Raw genomic sequence first — 16,207 nt, forward strand, 5'->3', positions numbered from 1 at the left:
AAGAACTGGTGATCAGTTGCCGGGATAGGCCATGCCGGTGCCCAGGAAGCGCTTTGTCGTCTCGCGGGCGGCTTCCTCGGACTGCGCTTTGCGGGCCGCATCCTCAGCCTCAGCCCGAAACTGCGTCGCAAGCAGCGTCTGGATCTGCATCTGCTGCTTGGCCGAAAGCGCGATCAGCTGATTGGTGGCCTGGCTTGCCTCAAGCGCGCCTGCCGCCCCTTGGCTGCGGTTGACGAGATCGGCAAGCAGGTCACCGTCGCCTCGGACATTCTCGACGATCTGCGACTGCACACCCATGGTCTGTCGGAACGCCTGCATGGCGCTTTGCCAGCGTTCGCGCGCGGCGGTGGCCACATCGCTCACTTTGATCGTCGCATCGTAACTTTCCGGATATTGCTGTCGCCACTGGTCCTGAAGCTTGTCCAGATCAAAGCTCAGGCCGCTCGCCTGGTCCATCAGTCCATCGATGCGATGGAGCGCGCCGGTCAGCTGACCCACGGAGGAGAAATCCAAACTCTGAAGATTGCGTGCCATGTTCTGTAGCATGGTGGCCTGGTTCTGCAGCGACTGGATCTGGTTGTTGATCTGCTCCAACGAGCGCGCCGCCGTCAGAACGTTCTGGGCGTAGTTCGAGGGATCGAACACGATGAGCGCATAGGCCGGCTGGACATAGTCGGCCATCGGCTTGGCGATCAGAGAAATAGTGATCAGGGTGGAGAGAAAACGGCGCCGCATCATGACGATTGCTCCTTGGGTTGAGGGAATTGCTGGAGAAGCTCGGCGGCCCAATCGAGGCCGCGCGCATTCAGGAACCGAGCGGCAAAGCCGTCCTGCCCGTGCTCGGACAGCACGCTATCGATGAGCGTCTGGCTGGCAGGATCGGAGGCACCGCAAAGGGCGAGAGCAATCGGGCCGAGGCCGAGCTCAAAGAGCCGGTTGCCGCGGCGCGACTGCAGATAGTACTGGCGCTTCGGTGTGGCGCGAGCGACAAGCTCGATCTGCCGCTCGTTCAGACCGAAGCGTTCGTAGGCCGCCCTAGCCTGCGGTTCCACGGCACGATCATTGGGAAGAAAGATGCGCTGGGGGCAGCTCTCGATGATTGCCGGCGCTATTGCCGAGCCGGCGATGTCGGCAAGCGACTGCGTGGCGAAGATGACCGAGACGTTCTTCTTGCGCAGCACCTTCAGCCATTCGCGGATGCGGGCGGCAAAGAGCGGATTGTCGAGATAGACCCACGCCTCGTCGAGCATGAGCAGTGTCGGCCGTCCGTCGAACCGCTCCTCAAGACGATGGAAGAGATAGGTGAGCACCGGCGTCGTGACAGCGCCTTGGCTGTGCATCAGTTGCTCGGTCTCGAAACACTGCACATCGGACAAGGCCAGCCGATCATCATCGGCATCGAGCAGCCGACCGTAGGGGCCGTCGAGTGTGTAGGGCATCAAGGCAGACTTCAGCGCATTGGACTGAAGCAGGACGGACAGGCCGGTCAGGGTGCGTTCCTGCGCCGGCGCTGTAGATAGGCTGATAAGTGCCGACCAGATGGCCTCCTTCACTTCCGGAGTGACGGTGACGTTCTCATGGGCAATGAGGCCCTCGATCCATTCGGCCGCCCAACTGCGCGTCGCGGGGTCGCTGATGTCGTGCAGGGGCTGGAAGGCAACCGCGCCATCCGCGCCGAGTGCGTGGTGCTCTCCACCCATGGCGAGCGTTGCCGCTCGAGCCGAATTGCCCTTGTCGAAGACATAGACCTGGGCGCCGGCATAGCGTCGGAACTGCAGAGCTACCAGCGCAAGCAGCACCGACTTGCCGGCGCCGGTCGGACCAACGATTAGCATGTGGCCGACATCGTCGATATGGGTGGAAAGCCGGAACGGAGTTGACCCGCTCGTCTCGGCGAAGAGAAGCGGCGGAGCGTCGATCTGGGTGACTTTCGCGACATGCTCGTTCGTCGCCGGGCCGGCCCAAACCGACGACAGCGGCATAAGATGGGCAAGGTTCAGCGTGTGAACGAGCGGCTGGCGAACATTGGCATAGACATGACCTGGCAGCGACCCGAGCCACGCCTCGACCGCGTTGACGCTCTCCGGGATCGTGGTGAAACCGAGGCCGTTGACGATGCGCTCGACCGCGCGGAGTTTCTCCGCGGCGGCGTGGCGATCCTCGTCCCAGACCGTCACGGTCGTAGTGAGATAGCCGAAGCCGACATGATCGCCACCCAATGCTTGAAGCGCGTCATCGGCATCGAGCGCCTTATTGTCAGCATCGCTGTCCACGAGAGGGACCGGTTCGTTGGTCACAACCTCGCGCAGGATGGCCGAGATTGACTTGCGCTTGGCAAACCACTGCCGCCGCAACCGGGTCAGCGTCTTCGTGGCGGCAGTCTTGTCGAGCGGAATGAACCGCGTCACCCAGCGATAGGAAAAATCCTGATGATTGAGGGCGTCGAGGATCCCGGGCCGGGTGAGGTTCGGGAAGCCGAGGATGGTGAGCGTACGCAGATACTGATCGCCCAGCATCGGTTGCAGGCCGCCGGTAAGCGGCACGTCGACGAGGAAGCCGTCGAGATACATTGGCGTTTCCGGCACTGCGACCGGATGGCGGTGGGTCGCGATTGTGCCGTGCAGGTAGGTTAGCGTCTCGGCATCTTCGAGCGCGCGCACTTCGGGCATGAAGCCGGACAGAAGGTCCAGCACACGATCGGTCTCGTCACGAAACCGCGCCATCTCCTGGCGCCAGTCTCGTTCGCCTTCGGAATGATGCGAGTCGACGAGCGCGCTTTCCGCCCGCGCCTGGCTGTCGGGCGATGGCATGAACAGCAAGGTCAGGTGATAGCGGCTTTCGAAATGCGCCACCTTACCCTCAAAGGCCGCACGGCGTTCTTCGTCGACAAGCCATGAGGCCGCGTCGGGAAAACGCGATTGCGGATAGCCCAACGCTTCCATGCGCTCCGCCTCGAAGAACAATGCCCAGCCGGAGCCAAGTCGTCTGAGCGCATTGTTCGCTCGCGCGCAGATGCCGACGAGTTCGGCTTCCGTCGCGCTTTCGAGATCGGGGCCGCGAAACCGGAAGGTCCGCTGAAAGCTGCCATCCTTATTGAGCACAATGCCCGGAGCGACAAGAGCAGCCCAAGGCAGATGGTCGGCTAGCCGGTCGGCTTTGCCGCGATATTCCGAAAGGTTCAGCATGCAAGCCATCCCTTCAGGCGAAGGTGGCGGAGTAGCACGCTGGCGAAATCGGGATCGCGTCTTGCGGCAAAGACCGCGAGCGTGTGCCCGGCGGTCCAGAGCACCAGCCCGGCAATCCACTGCTGCAAGCCAAGGCCTATTGCCGCGCCCACCGTACCGTTGAGAATCGCCACCGCTCGCGGCGCGCCGCCCAGCAAGATCGGCTCCGTCAATGCGCGGTGAACCGGGATCTCGAACCCTTCGATGTGCTGCTCTGCGGCGACCATCAGACGAGTGCCCCGCCGCCAAAGGAGAAGAAGGAGAGGAAGAAACTCGATGCCGCGAACGCGATCGATAGCCCGAAGACGATCTGGATAAGCCGGCGGAACCCGCCTGCCGTGTCACCGAAGGCAAGCGTCAAGCCGGTGGTGATGATGATGATCACCGCGACGATCTTGGCGACCGGCCCCTGCACCGATTCCAAAATTTGCTGCAGCGGTTGTTCCCAGGGCATGCCGGAGCCAGCCGCGTATGCCGGGGCGGTGACTAGAAGCGCGAGCGCGGTGGACGAAAGAAAGCGAAGCTTCTTGCGCATGAAGTGACCTTTCAAAACTGCTGAAGTTGCGGAAGCGTGAGTTGGGTGACGGCGTAGTCGCCGCTGCCGTCGAGACCAGTGACCTCGGCGATCGCGTCGATGCGGCGCGAGGATCCGCGCCCGGCGATAAAGACGATCTGATCGATCGCATCGGCGATGAGGCGGCGGGGAACGGTGACGACGGCCTCCTGAGCGAGTTGCTCGATACGGTAGAGAGCGGAGCGCGCCGAATTGGCGTGAACCGTGGCGATACCGCCGGGGTGGCCCGTGTTCCATGCCTTGAGCATGTCGAGCGCTTCCGCGCCCCTCACTTCGCCGACAATGATGCGGTCGGGTCTGAGCCGGAGCGTCGAGCGCACGAGATCGGCGAGCGTTACCGAACCACGCCTCGTTCTCAAGGCAACGCAGTCCTTTGCTGCGCATTGCAGTTCGCGCGTATCCTCGATCAGGACCACCCGCTCGTCGCATTCGGCGACTTCGGCCAGCAGTGCATTGGCAAGGGTCGTTTTGCCCGAGGACGTGCCGCCTGCGACCAGGATATTGCGCCGCTCGCGCACTGCCTTCCTCAGCGCATCGGCCTGCAGCGGCGACATGATGCGGTCGGCGACATAGTTGGCGAGCGTGTAGAGTTTTGCCGCTGGTTTGCGAATGGCGAAGCACGGCGCCAGCACCACAGGCGGCAGCAGTCCTTCGAAGCGTTCGCCCGACGGCAGTTCCGCACTGACGATCGGATTGTCGGCATGAGCCTCGGCGCGCATATGGGACGCGACCAGGCGGATAATGCGCTCCGCCTCGGAAGGGTGCATGTGCACGCCGGTATCGACCCGGCCTTCGTCCAACCGGTCGAGCCGCAGCGCGCCGTCGGGATTGACCATCACCTCGATAACCAATGAATCGGAGAGCGCCTCGGTGATCGCAGGGCCCATAGCGGTGCGCAGCATCGCGCGGCGGCGACGGTCGGCCTCCGGATGAGAGCTCATCCTTCCCCTCCCCTGCCATTCTCCTTGCCGAGCGACCGTTTCCCGGAAGCGATCTGGCGACCGACCTGCTCGACGAAGTTGTCGAAACGGTCCTGCGCAATGGCCTGCGTCGCCTTGTCTGGGACCGGCGTGTGGGCGTGAAGCGTGATCGAAAAGCGAATGAAGAGCGCCAGGCTCTCCAGGATCATCTCGGCATCGCGCCGCACTTGAATGAGGTCGCGTGAAAGACGATCGAGCCGCACACCGTAGCGCCGGTCGAGTTCGTTCTCGCCACGCCGCTCGATGAAAGCCTCAACCGCCTTCGCCACAATGGCTGATTTGGTCGTCGAGGGATCGCGGCTGAGGTTCTCCAGCCTCTCGCTCAATTCGGGATCGAGCAGAAACTGGTGACGAATGCGGTAGGTCTTCATGCGGCTCGTTCCGACGGACCGGCGTTGCGCCGGCGACGGGAACAAACATCGGCGAAAGCCCCGAAATCGCGTATGGCCGTTATCTACGCTGAAGTACGCCGGCCACGCGCCGGCGTTCAGAAGCCGGGGACCATATCCTTGTCATCGCCCCTTCCCTCGTTGATGCCATAGGCACGCGCGACGGTGGAGATCCGGTCCATGACGCGCTTGTCAGCCATCGCCTCGCTATCATCGTCAGCGGGTCTGGACAGATCGTCCTGGTCCGGTTCCTGGGTGACGGCGGTATGTTCTTCGGGCAGGCCAGGATGGCGCTGCTGCTGAACACCTCCCTGGTCCGCAAGCGCGGCGCCAGCGCTTTCGGAGGCAAGACGGCGGTCGACGCCGCGTACTTGGCCAGTCCAGTCGTCTTGGCGCGGCGCAGGGCAGTCTGGGTAGAGACCGTCATGCAGCACCGGCGCAGGCAGCACCCGTTCGGTGAAATTCTGATCCTCGTAGTAGCGCAGCTTTTGGGCGCGGATGGGCGGCAATCCCGAAACGAGCACCAGTTCGTCCGAGGGCGGCAATTGCATCACCTCGCCAGGTGTCAGCAGCGGGCGGGCGGTTTCCTGGCGGCTCACCATGACATGCGAGAGCCAGGGCGCTAGCCGATGGCCCGCATAGTTGCGCATTGATCTCAATTCCGTGGCCGTGCCAAGCGCGTCCGAGATTCGCTTGGCCGTGCGTTCATCGTTGGAGGAAAAGGCAATTCGCACATGGCAATTGTCCAGAATGGCGTTGTTCTCGCCATACGCTTTGGAGATCTGGTTCAACGATTGCGCGATCAAGTAGGCACGAATTCCGTAACCGGCCATAAAGGCGAGCGCGGTCTCAAAGAAGTCGAGGCGACCGAGCGCCGGAAACTCATCCAGCATCATCAGCAGTTGATGCTTGCGACTCTTCTTTGGGTCACCCTCGAGGCGCTCCGTGAGCCGCCTGCCGATCTGATTCAGGATCAGTCGCACCAAAGGCTTGGTGCGCGAAATGTCAGATGGCGGCACGACCAGATAGAGCGATGTCGGTCGCGCGGCGTCCATCAGGTCGGCAATCCGCCAGTCACAAGACGAAGTGGCCGCAGCCACGGTCGGATCATGGTAGAGCCCGAGAAAAGACATGGCGGTCGAGAGCACGCCTGAACGCTCGTTCTCCGACTTGTTCAGCACCTCGCGCGCCGCAGAAGCCACAACGGGGTGTACTTGAGGCCTTTCCGCCGTGCCAAGATGGTTGGTCGTCATCATCCGTTGTAGCGTTGCAACAAATGAGCGCTGCGGGTCCGACAAGAATGTGGCGACCCGAGCGAGTGTCTTTTCCTGCTCGGCATAGAGGACGTGCAGGATGGCGCCGACCAAGAGTGAATGGCTGGTCTTCTCCCAATGATTACGCCGCTCCAGCGCGCCCTCAGGATCTACCAAGATGTCGGCGATGTTCTGGACGTCGCGGACCTCGTTCGGACCTTTGCGCACTTCCAAGAGCGGGTTGTAGCGGGCCGATCGCGGATCAGTGGGATTGAACAAAAGGCAATACGAGAACTTCGACCGCCAGCCGGAGGTCAGCTGCCAGTTCTCGCCTTTGATGTCGTGAATGACGGCCGATCCGGACCAGGAGAGAAGAGTTGGGACAACCAGTCCGACGCCCTTGCCCGAACGTGTCGGCGCGAACGCCATGACGTGCTCCGGCCCGTCATGACGCAGATAGCGATCCTTCAGATTGCCGAGGAAGACGCCTGCCGGCTGAAACAGCCCTGCTTTCTCGATCTCCCGCGTCGCCGCCCATCGAGAGGAGCCATAGGTAGTGACCAACCCGCGCTGGCGCGCGCGCCAGAGGGAACCAGCGATTGCAGCGGCACAGCCCATGAATCCACTGGTGCCCGCAAGCATGCCCGCCTTGTCGAATACCTCGGGCGCATAGGCATCGAATTGGAACCACCATTCCAACAGTTTCCACGGCTCGTAGATCGGCCAGCCAGCCGCGACAAACCATGGCGCGCCGAGTTGTTCCTGAAAGGCCAGCATATGAGCGCACCATTGCGTGGCAGCCCACACGCCGAGGAGAACGATGGCGAACACAATGGCGATCTGCCCAATCAGAAGCTTTGTGGGCGTCACTAGGTTGCTCCGCTGTTCTGGAGAGGAGGATCGAGCATCGCCCGGGGCGGCCGGAACAGGAATGCACCCTATGTACGATTTGGTGCGATGAGGCTCTTTGGCGCGCCCTTGCTCTCCTTCGAGGTGTGTACCAATATTCGCGCATTCCCGAGCGAGTCTTGACTGCTATGTCGGAGGGGACTCATATCGTTCGTGCTTATCGTGAGCACGTCGGATATTTGGTCGGGAGTTGGCGGTAGCGTGCGGGCAAGCCGCTGAGGAAATCCTGAACATCGAGTCCGATCTGAGGTACAAATGGGTCTATCGAGATCGAATCGCGAGGTGGGCCCGCTCGCCATGCGAATTCCTCAGGCGAGCTCGGACATATTGGGCGCTGATGATGTATTGGGCGATCTTCTCGGACGCCGAATTGACGACATTCATTGCGTGGCAAGCTTCGCCGGCGATGCTGTCGGGCAGAGGCGGCTATCACTCCCGGCCGTGGCACATCCGCGCGCTGCAGAACCTCTATGGACCACCGGTTCAGACGCCCAGGCGGATGCAAAAAAATCCACAGATGCGTTCCGCCAAGCGCTAGTTGCCAGGCATATGACCCGCATTTCGCAACGCGCGTAGGAAGAGGCCGGCAAGGTGAGTGACATCGATTTTGGCCTGCATTGACACCGGCATGCTGGTCCAATTTTCCAACGGTACGATGAAGCGGGAAAACGTACCGTTTACGACGCAGTAGCGGCTAACAAGGCCTTGTCTGTCCAACGCCACCACACCTATCTGGTCGCCTCGATATCGGATGGCAGCGATCCGCTGGATGTCGGCGTCATCGTCGACCCGCACGTCGAAAATCAGGATTCCGCGGCTCCTCGCGGCTATTTCCGCCGCTTTGTCATTGAAGCTCAAGCAGAGTGAGCGGACGCTTTCCACTGCCATCTGGAAAACCAACAAATCCAGTTCATTCACGGCCATGTGGGCAGTTGAGCCATTAGATGGATGATTGCAATGTCGCACACGGCTTGTTCACAGGTGTCGGCCAACTCCACACGACCGATCGTTTTAGTCGGCCGCGGGCAGACGGCTGCTCCTTGGCTGCCGCTCCTGAGGGCGCGCGCGCGGGCGTTAACGAGGCCGAGCCTCTGCACTACTCTTGAGGAACTCTTTGCTTCCCGCCGCTTCGCCAATCTGCGCGTCGCCTGTGCAGCCGTCCGCTTATCGGACGCAGATCTCGATGCTCGTTCCGGCTCTCACGTGGCCTTGTTCGAGGGCGGGAAGCCGCTTGAGGCCCGCTACGCCGGCGACGGCTATGAAATCCATGACCTACAAGAAGGCAAACCGCATGTCGACTTTCGCTTCGGCGTCGCCTTGGCCTCCCTCGCACTGGTTGGCTGGCTCACGGGGCAACCCGGTCGAGAAAAGCATCGAATGCGGCAGCAACACCGCGAATCGCAAAGCGATGCTGCCGCCATACGCGGACAAAACCCTTTTCGATGACCACAATTCCGTCCTTGGCAAGCATCGCCAAGCGTTCAGTCGATTCGAGAAGATGGATCGGATCAGACCCGTGGGCGGCACAGATCGCCGGCACATCGGCCTCGAGATCGCACATTAGTCGCTCGATGATTGCGGCTCGCGCGCGGTCTTCGTCGGTAAGACGGTAGCCCTTTGACGTCGCCAGACGGCCAGCTGCGATGTGCCGGCTGTAGGATTCCCGTGTAACCTCGTTCTGAACGTAACCCTCGCCGACACGCCCGATAGCCGACGCGCCAAAACCGATCAGGGTTTTGCAGGTGTCGGCCGAGTAACCTAGCGAGTTGCGCCGCAGGCGCCCGGTTTTCTGTGCGAGGGCGAGATCGTCGTCCGGCAAGGCGAAATGGTCGAGCCCGATCTCTCGGTAGCCGGCGGCAATCAGCGTCACCGCAATGGCCGCATCCTGTTCGGCGCGGGCAGCGCTGTCTGGAAGAGATGCCTCGTCGATGAGGCGCTGATTCTTGATAAAGGACGGAATGTGCGAGTAGCCGAACACCGCAAGCCGGTTGGGGCGCATGGCGACCGCCGCCCTCGTAGTCTCGACGCAAGACTGCACCGTTTGATGCGGTAGACCAAAGATGAGGTCGAAGTTAATGCTTCTCACTCCATGCCGACGCAGCATTTCGACGGCAGCCGCCGTTTGCGCCTCACTCTGGACCCGGTTGATCGCTTTTTGAACAATGGGATCGAAGCTCTGCACGCCGAGGCTCGCGCGGTTCACGCCGGCTGCTTCCAAGGCTTCGGCCATCTCGGCCGTGAACGTGCGTGGATCGATCTCGACGGCGATCGTAGCTGTTTTCGCGAGCGAAAAGTGGCGGCGCAGGAACTCCATCAGGGCGAGGAACTCTACTGGCCCCATGAGAGCTGGCGTTCCGCCGCCGAAATGCACATCGCTCACGGGCAGCGCCTGTGGCGCGTGCTCCGAGACCAAACGTATCTCGTCACGCAGCGCCGCCAGATAATTGAGGATCGGCGCATCATGGCGAGTGATGGCGGTGGGAAAGCCGCAAAACCAGCACTTTGATCGGCAGAACGGAACGTGCAAGTAAAGTGACGCCGGATCGTCAGCCGGTAGGTTCCTAAGCCATTCCTCATAAACCTCGGCGCCGACCGCCCCAGAGAACTCCGAGACAGTCGGATAGATGGTGTACCAAGGCAGGCGGGCCTCGCGATGTTTTGTGGTCTGCAACAGTTACCGTCCCATGTTGATGCCTTCCATCCTTTACCACTGCGCTCTCCTGTGTCTTTGCGCTATATCAGGCCGATCCGCTTTCGGTCCGAATCGCAGCGATAAGCGCTGTTCAGCCTTGGCTGGACAGCGACGGTATGCGCACGTGCTGGTCAGCGACAAGCGCCATGGGTTTCCCGTCGAGAATATCGTGCATATCCCCTTCCCTTCAGCGTCCGCCTGGGCGAGGAGATGTTGCTGGAACGCGGCATGCCGCATTTCGACCGGTCGGCTCGGCTCGGCCAGTATCCAGCTTCGATATCGACCGGATGGGCGGCGACCCCAATGCAACCTTGGCGTCCGGAGACCTCGACGCGCTGATCGCCGCCGGCCTGACCGCGCTCCCGCGCAGGATGCTTCGGACGAGCAGATCACGTACGTCAAGGCGCCCTTCAAGAGCTGATCGACCATGTCTTTATCTCGCCCAATCTCGTGCCGTACGGCCGCTATTTCATGATCGTCGCGATCGACCGAACCATGGAGCGGTTCCTGGAAGCGTCCGATCATCGCCCGATCCTCTTGCGACTGGCCGGGCATATCGGCGAGCGTTACGTCCAGAACGAGGTTACACGGGATTCCTACTGCCCCACATAGCAGCTGGCCGCCTGGCAAAGTCAAAGGGCTACCATCTCACCGAAGAAGACCGCGCGCGAGCCGCAATCATCGTGCCGCTGATGTGCAGGCAATCTGTGCGGCCCATGGATTTGATTCGATCCGTTTTCTTAGTTCAGCTAAACGACTGGCGATCCTGGCCGATAGTGGACATCGAAGGGTTTTATCCGCGTGCGGCAGGAGCATCGCTTTGTGATTAGCGCCATTGGTGCGTATCGATGCTCTTCTCGACCGGGTTTGCCCGTAAGCACAGCCAAGCAGCGTGAGGGGCGGCCAAAGGGGATAACCAATCCCCGCTTACCAGCATGCTCCAGTAAACAACAGTCGCGCTTGCGCCGGTTGAAGGCCTTGGAGTCCTACCAATGGGCGAGCGTTGCGACCTATGAAAAGCTTCACAATCATTCGACTGTGACTGATTTTGCCAGGTTGCGTGGCTGGTCTAGATCTGTGCCCACGAAGACCGCCGTGTGGTACGCAAGAAGCTGTATCGGCAGCGAGAAGATCATCGGCGCGACAATCTCGTCGGTGGCCGGTAGCACGATCGTGTGCATCGCATCGAGTTTCGATGCGGCTGCCCCTTTTCCATCGGTGATGAGGATAATTCGCCCTCCGCGGGCGGCCACTTCCTGCATGTTGGAGAGGGTCTTGTCGAAAAAGCGATCATGTGGCGCGATGACGATCACTGGCATGTTCGAGTCTATCAATGCGATAGGACCGTGCTTCAATTCACCTGCCGCATAGCCCTCGGCGTGGATATAGGAAATCTCCTTGACCTTCAGCGCACCTTCCATCGCCAGTGGGAAATTTGTGCCACGGCCGAGATACAGGACATGATGATACTTTGACAGTTCGCGCGACAGAAGCTCAATCTCCGGCTGGATGGTCTCCAGTACCTGCCTCATGAGGCGCGGCATTTCGGTGAGGCTCCCGACGAGCGCCTGCACCTCATCTTCGGTCACGGTTCCGCGGGCCTTGGCTGCGTGGATGGCGAGTGCTGCAAGAACGGCAAGCTGGCAGGTGAAGGCCTTGGTGGAGGCGACGCCGATCTCAGGGCCGGCAAGGATCGGGAAGACCACATCGGCCTCCCGAGCGATGGTCGATTCGCGCGCATTGACGACGGCGCCAATTTTCAGCCCAAGCTGCTTGCAGTACCTCAGCGATGCCAGCGTATCGGCGGTTTCGCCCGATTGTGAAATGAAAAGAGCCGCAGACTGCGGCGACAACGGGATCTCGCGATAGCGGAATTCGGATGCAACATCTATTTCGACCGGCAGGCGCGCATAGCGCTCGAACCAGTATTTTCCGATCAGTCCGGCGAGATAGGCGGTGCCGCAGGCAGAGATCGCCAAGCTCGGGATTCTGGCGAAGTCGATGCCAGATACCGCATCGGCGCCATTTTCTATGAAATTGCTATAATGACCAAGTGTATCGGCGATGACCTCGGGCTGCTCGAGGATTTCCTTCTCCATGAAGTGGCGATGGCTGCCCTTGTTGGCCAGAGTGGCCGTGGCCATGGAGGTCTGGCGCGGACGCGCGACGGGGTGGCCGTCGTGATCAAAGATATCGGCGCCCGTCCTGCCAACAACGGCCCAGTCGCCGTCGACGAGATAGGTGATTTCATTCGTGAATGGAGCAAGCGCGATCGCGTCGGAGCCCAGGAACATCTCGCCGTCGCCATGACCGATCGCCAGCGGTGGTCCATTGCGGGCCGCAATGATGGTCGAAGGATCATCCTCAAAGAGGATGGCAAGCGCGTAGGCACCCCTGACGCTTTTCAGCATGGCATGCACCGCCTCACCGCGCCCCATGCCTTCCCGGCGGTGTCTTGCCAAGAGATGCGCAAGGACCTCGGTGTCGGTGTCGGACTGGAACTCGGTTCCTGTCGCCGCCAATTCGTCCTTCAGCTCGGCGAAATTCTCGATGATGCCGTTATGGACGATGGCCACACCGTCCGTGAAGTGCGGGTGTGCATTGCGTTCCGTCGGTGGCCCATGGGTTGCCCAACGGGTGTGGGCGATGCCGATGGTGCCACTCAGCGGCTCTTCCTTCAGTCTCGTCTCGAGATTGACGAGCTTGCCCTCGGCGCGCCGGCGGTGCAAGGTACCCTCGGTGATCGTCGCAATGCCGGCCGAGTCATAGCCGCGGTATTCCAGACGCTTCAACGCGTCGACCAGGCGTTCCGATACCGGCTGTTGCCCAACGATGCCAACAATCCCGCACATGGTCTTCTCCGAATTCTTCCCGGCAGCCTCAGCCGACGCAGACGAGGGACGAACACCCGCCCGGCGCACACTCAGTTAGAATCTTCTAATGAAATCCAGTAAGATTGGTAAAATTGATTGTTGGGATAGCTATCATCCACACTATGGATAAACCAAAACTCAGGCCACTGCGGGTGTTGTGAAACGGTCGCACGTTCCCGCCCATTGGTCGCTTTCCGTTCAGCGAGCTGCGGATCTCATGGCCGGCGCCCTCACCAACATGTCAAGTCGGCCAGAGGGAGACGAGAATACTTGGGCCAAGTGCGATGGGGAGCCCCAGCGCACTCTTTTGTCTCGCCGCTCAATTGTGCGGACGCTGGTTCATGCATCATTTTCTCGGCTTGCTTCTCCAGGCTGGACGCAATGACTCGTTTCGGCGACGACAAGCAACCCTCTTCCCATCCCTGGGGCCAGATGGAAGGTCCCCGTGGCGTTTGAGACCTGCTTTCCAAGTCGGATTCGCGAGTTTGATCCATGCCCGTTGACGAGTTCGATCCAATGGGCTTTCGCCAGCCTCGCTCGGCTACTGGACCTATGAGGGATCATTGACGCCTCCGCCCTGCACCGAAAAGGTGGGAGCGGATGGTTGCAATGGAACCGGTCGAGGTCGACACCGCGGAGATCAAGCGGTTTACGACGCTTTACCCATCTAACGCGCGGCCGATCCGCCCCTCCAATCGGCGCTTCATCCTAAGCCTCAGCTAAGGTCATCGCGCGGCGTAAAGCAAAACTGCGGTTACGCGGTTTCGAACAGTACGACGCCAAGCTGGTGGCAGTGGCAACGACCATAACGCCCTAGGGTTCACGACAGCATGACCAGATCATGGGGGACCTTTGTCCGCTAGCTTGCGGAGAACTGAGTAGCGTCACCGACACATTGGGTGCAGTCAGGGAAGCGATCGTGATGGTAGCGCCGCTCATGCGCTCGCTTGCGCTCGAATTGATGGAGTTCGCTGGATGATTGAGGGGTCCCATCATCGACGGTCTAATTGAAATTGCATCGGGATTTAGCCCGTGAGCGTCCACGTCGATGCCAGTTCAGCTGGAGAAGGACGATTCGATCCCCGATTTGCTTGCTGAGGCCTGGGATTGCGAGTCGGCGAACGGCCCGGCTTGGGCAGAAGCTCATCTGGCGAGTTGGTCCGACGCCTACGTCGTCCCTGGCGCGAAGCCTAACTGTACGTCGTGCTTCATCGCCGGATGCCGTTTCCGGTCGAGCGAGCGGATCCATGGCCGCCGGGGCATCCGGCGCGATCGATCAATCGGGATTATCAAGGGCTGAGAGAATGAATGTCGATCTCCATCAGTTGCTCACCGTCTTTGCTGCATATGTCATTGCCGCGGGGAGCCCCGGCCCGAGCAACATGCGCATCATGGGGGTTGCGATGTCGCGCGGTAGGGGTGCCGCGCTCATGCTCGCCTCTGGCGTCGTCAGCGGCTCGATTTTCTGGCGCTTTATGGCCTCGACCGGCATCTCCGCCCTCTTGGCCAGGTACGCCCAGGCACTGCTCGTGCTGCAGGTTTTCGGGGGCCTTTACCTGCTATTCCTTGCCTTCAGGACGGGACGGTCGGCGCTTACGTCGAACGCGAAGCTGGCGTTGCGCGCGTCGACCGACGAAGTCGCTCTTTCACGGGGTGGGCTCTATAGAAGGGGCCTTTTGATGCATTTGGCGAACCCAAAATCCGTGCTGGCATGGATCGCGCTCGTCACGCTGGGGATTGGGCCGAATTCGCCTTGGCAGAGCATCGCGGCGATATTGGGTGGCTGCGCCGTCCTAAGCGTCATGATATTCTGCGGCTACGCCATTGTCTTCTCCACACCCCCGATGGTGGCTCTGTATTGCCGCTGTCGCCGCTGGATCGAAAGTCTGTTGGCGATGTTCTTCGCGTTCGCCGGGCTGCGCATGCTGCTTTCCCGTATGTAGTTTCGAAAGGAATAGATGATGACTTTGTTTCGTGGCCTGTCGGCGTTTCCCCTCACGCCAACCGATGCGGAGGGGCATGTCGACACCGAAGCACTGGCTCGTTTTCTCGAACGTATTCAACACGCGGGTGCTGACTCCATCGGCCTTCTGGGGAGCACGGGCGGCTATGCTTACCTCACGAGGGGAGAACGCAAGCGTGCCGTTCAGGCTGCCGTGGAATGCATCGGCGGCAAAACGCCTCTTGTCGTGGGTGTGGGTGCATTGCGTACCGACGAAGCTCAGGCTCTGGCGCGCGATGCAAAATCCGCTGGCGCTGACGGCCTGCTCCTGGCACCGATGTCCTACGTTCCCCTGAACGAGGACGAAGTCTTCCAGCACTTCGTCGCGGTTGCCGAGGCGGGGGAACTGCCTTTGTGCATATACAATAATCCAAGCAACACGCGCTTCACATTCAGCGACGCATTGATCGCCCGGCTGTCAGAGGTGTCCAACATCGTCGCCGTGAAAATGCCACTGGCGGCGAATGAGGATTACAAAGGGGAACTGGCACGCTTGCGGTCGATGACGCCTGACACATTCACAATCGGATACAGCGGCGATTGGGGCGCGGCGGATGCCCTGCTCGCCGGGTGTGACACCTGGTACAGTGTTGCGGCAGGTCTGCTGGCGGTCCCGGCGCTTGCGCTGACGCGTGCAGCGCAGTCCGGCGACGCGGTGGAGTCCACTCGGTTGAACCGCGCTTTCGAGCCGCTCTGGACCTTGTTCAAACACTACGGCAGCTTCCGCGTGATGTTCGTCATCGCCGAATACCTAGGTCTGGCGCACTTCCCGCCACCGCGTCCAATTTTGCCGTTGCCGGAGGACGCCGGAGATGACATTAGGCAGGCACTGGAGAAGCTCGAGATAGCCCTGCACAGGGCATGCCCAGTGTAACTGCTAGATTAGGCAGCCGGGGCGCGGGCGTTCCGCGCACCAGAATTGGATCGCTGCTCAACACGACCTTTTGCCTTTGGCGATTATCTGGTTGACAAACCAAAAGGCTAAATAGGAATATAATCCAGACAGGCCTACCACGAGACCGGTAATTTCTGTGGGGTCAAATACGGGTTGTTAGGCTCGAGCATTCCATCATCATCGTTTTGATCGGAGACAAAGCGATGGCGGTGGAATGGACGGTTACGATCGAGGGGAAGAACGAGTTCGGCGACGTTTGTCGCCGGGTAGTCCGGATCGACAAGAGCTGGGAGCGCCTGTACGGCGGTGAGATTGGCCTGTCGATCGACGATGGCCGGAAGCTGGCGCGGCCCGACAGCTCGCGCACGGCATCGAGTTGCTGCAGCCGTTCGAAGGGGTGGGAACAAGATGGGGTG

General features: G+C 60.8%; 13 protein-coding genes and 2 pseudogenes. 5 read left to right on the forward strand and 10 right to left on the reverse strand.

Annotation, left to right across the window (positions count from 1 at the left end; genetic code table 11):
* Nucleotides 1-12: 12 nt before the first annotated feature.
* The 9 genes from trbJ to hemN form a co-directional block, all read right to left on the reverse strand.
* Nucleotides 13-738, reverse strand: a complete 726-nt coding sequence (gene trbJ, locus A9K71_RS25895) for a P-type conjugative transfer protein TrbJ (RefSeq protein WP_067002701.1) — start codon at nt 736-738, stop codon at nt 13-15.
* Nucleotides 735-3,185 carry a conjugal transfer protein TrbE gene (trbE, locus tag A9K71_RS25900; RefSeq protein WP_067002782.1) on the reverse strand — a complete coding sequence of 817 codons (2,451 nt, stop codon included), beginning with the start codon at nt 3,183-3,185 and terminating at the stop codon, nt 735-737. The genes trbJ and trbE overlap by 4 nt, the downstream gene beginning before the upstream one ends.
* Nucleotides 3,179-3,451 (reverse strand): VirB3 family type IV secretion system protein, encoded by a 273-nt coding sequence (locus tag A9K71_RS25905; protein ID WP_067002702.1) that lies wholly within the window; start codon nt 3,449-3,451, stop codon nt 3,179-3,181. Before A9K71_RS25905 ends, trbE begins: the two co-directional genes overlap by 7 nt.
* Nucleotides 3,451-3,759 (reverse strand): TrbC/VirB2 family protein, encoded by a 309-nt coding sequence (locus A9K71_RS25910; protein WP_067002704.1) that lies wholly within the window; start codon nt 3,757-3,759, stop codon nt 3,451-3,453. The genes A9K71_RS25905 and A9K71_RS25910 overlap by 1 nt, the downstream gene beginning before the upstream one ends.
* A gap of 11 nt (nt 3,760-3,770) precedes the next feature.
* The gene (trbB, locus tag A9K71_RS25915) at nt 3,771-4,739 is read right to left on the reverse strand and encodes a P-type conjugative transfer ATPase TrbB (protein WP_067002705.1); all 969 of its coding nucleotides are present in this window, start codon (nt 4,737-4,739) and stop codon (nt 3,771-3,773) included.
* Nucleotides 4,736-5,149: a CopG family transcriptional regulator gene (locus A9K71_RS25920; protein ID WP_067002784.1), complete on the reverse strand. Its 414-nt coding sequence runs from the start codon at nt 5,147-5,149 to the stop codon at nt 4,736-4,738. Before A9K71_RS25920 ends, trbB begins: the two co-directional genes overlap by 4 nt.
* Before the next feature lie 116 nt (nt 5,150-5,265).
* Complete coding sequence (locus tag A9K71_RS25925; protein WP_067002706.1) at nt 5,266-7,290, reverse strand: conjugal transfer protein TraG; 2,025 nt, start codon at nt 7,288-7,290, stop codon at nt 5,266-5,268.
* 573 nt (nt 7,291-7,863) lie between these two features.
* Entirely contained in the window at nt 7,864-8,253 is a 390-nt protein-coding gene (locus tag A9K71_RS25935; protein ID WP_067002708.1) for a hypothetical protein, read from the reverse strand.
* A gap of 421 nt (nt 8,254-8,674) precedes the next feature.
* The gene (gene hemN / locus A9K71_RS25940) at nt 8,675-10,000 is read right to left on the reverse strand and encodes an oxygen-independent coproporphyrinogen III oxidase (protein ID WP_067002709.1); all 1,326 of its coding nucleotides are present in this window, start codon (nt 9,998-10,000) and stop codon (nt 8,675-8,677) included.
* A gap of 570 nt (nt 10,001-10,570) precedes the next feature.
* Between hemN and A9K71_RS32730 the strand changes: the two are divergent.
* Nucleotides 10,571-10,898, forward strand: a pseudogene (locus A9K71_RS32730) (coproporphyrinogen III oxidase); the annotation flags it as partial.
* A 151-nt stretch (nt 10,899-11,049) separates the two neighbouring features.
* Here A9K71_RS32730 and glmS read toward each other — a convergent pair.
* Nucleotides 11,050-12,873, reverse strand: coding sequence for a glutamine--fructose-6-phosphate transaminase (isomerizing) (gene glmS / locus A9K71_RS25945; RefSeq protein WP_067002710.1), 1,824 nt, complete (start codon nt 12,871-12,873; stop codon nt 11,050-11,052).
* A gap of 536 nt (nt 12,874-13,409) precedes the next feature.
* Between glmS and A9K71_RS30875 the strand changes: the two are divergent.
* The 4 genes and pseudogenes from A9K71_RS30875 to A9K71_RS32195 all read left to right on the forward strand — a co-directional run.
* Nucleotides 13,410-13,617, forward strand: a pseudogene (locus A9K71_RS30875) (carbonic anhydrase family protein); the annotation flags it as partial.
* A gap of 581 nt (nt 13,618-14,198) precedes the next feature.
* On the forward strand, nt 14,199-14,837 hold the full coding sequence (locus A9K71_RS25955) for a LysE family translocator (RefSeq protein WP_067002714.1): 639 nt from the start codon (nt 14,199-14,201) through the stop codon (nt 14,835-14,837).
* An 18-nt stretch (nt 14,838-14,855) separates the two neighbouring features.
* Nucleotides 14,856-15,770 carry a dihydrodipicolinate synthase family protein gene (locus tag A9K71_RS25960; protein ID WP_067002786.1) on the forward strand — a complete coding sequence of 305 codons (915 nt, stop codon included), beginning with the start codon at nt 14,856-14,858 and terminating at the stop codon, nt 15,768-15,770.
* 224 nt (nt 15,771-15,994) lie between these two features.
* Nucleotides 15,995-16,207: hypothetical protein (locus A9K71_RS32195; RefSeq protein ID WP_197092150.1), on the forward strand; the 213-nt coding region annotated here is incomplete at its 3' end.

Source organism: Mesorhizobium sp. WSM3873 (assembly GCF_001672445.1).
GTDB lineage: Bacteria > Pseudomonadota > Alphaproteobacteria > Rhizobiales > Rhizobiaceae > Mesorhizobium.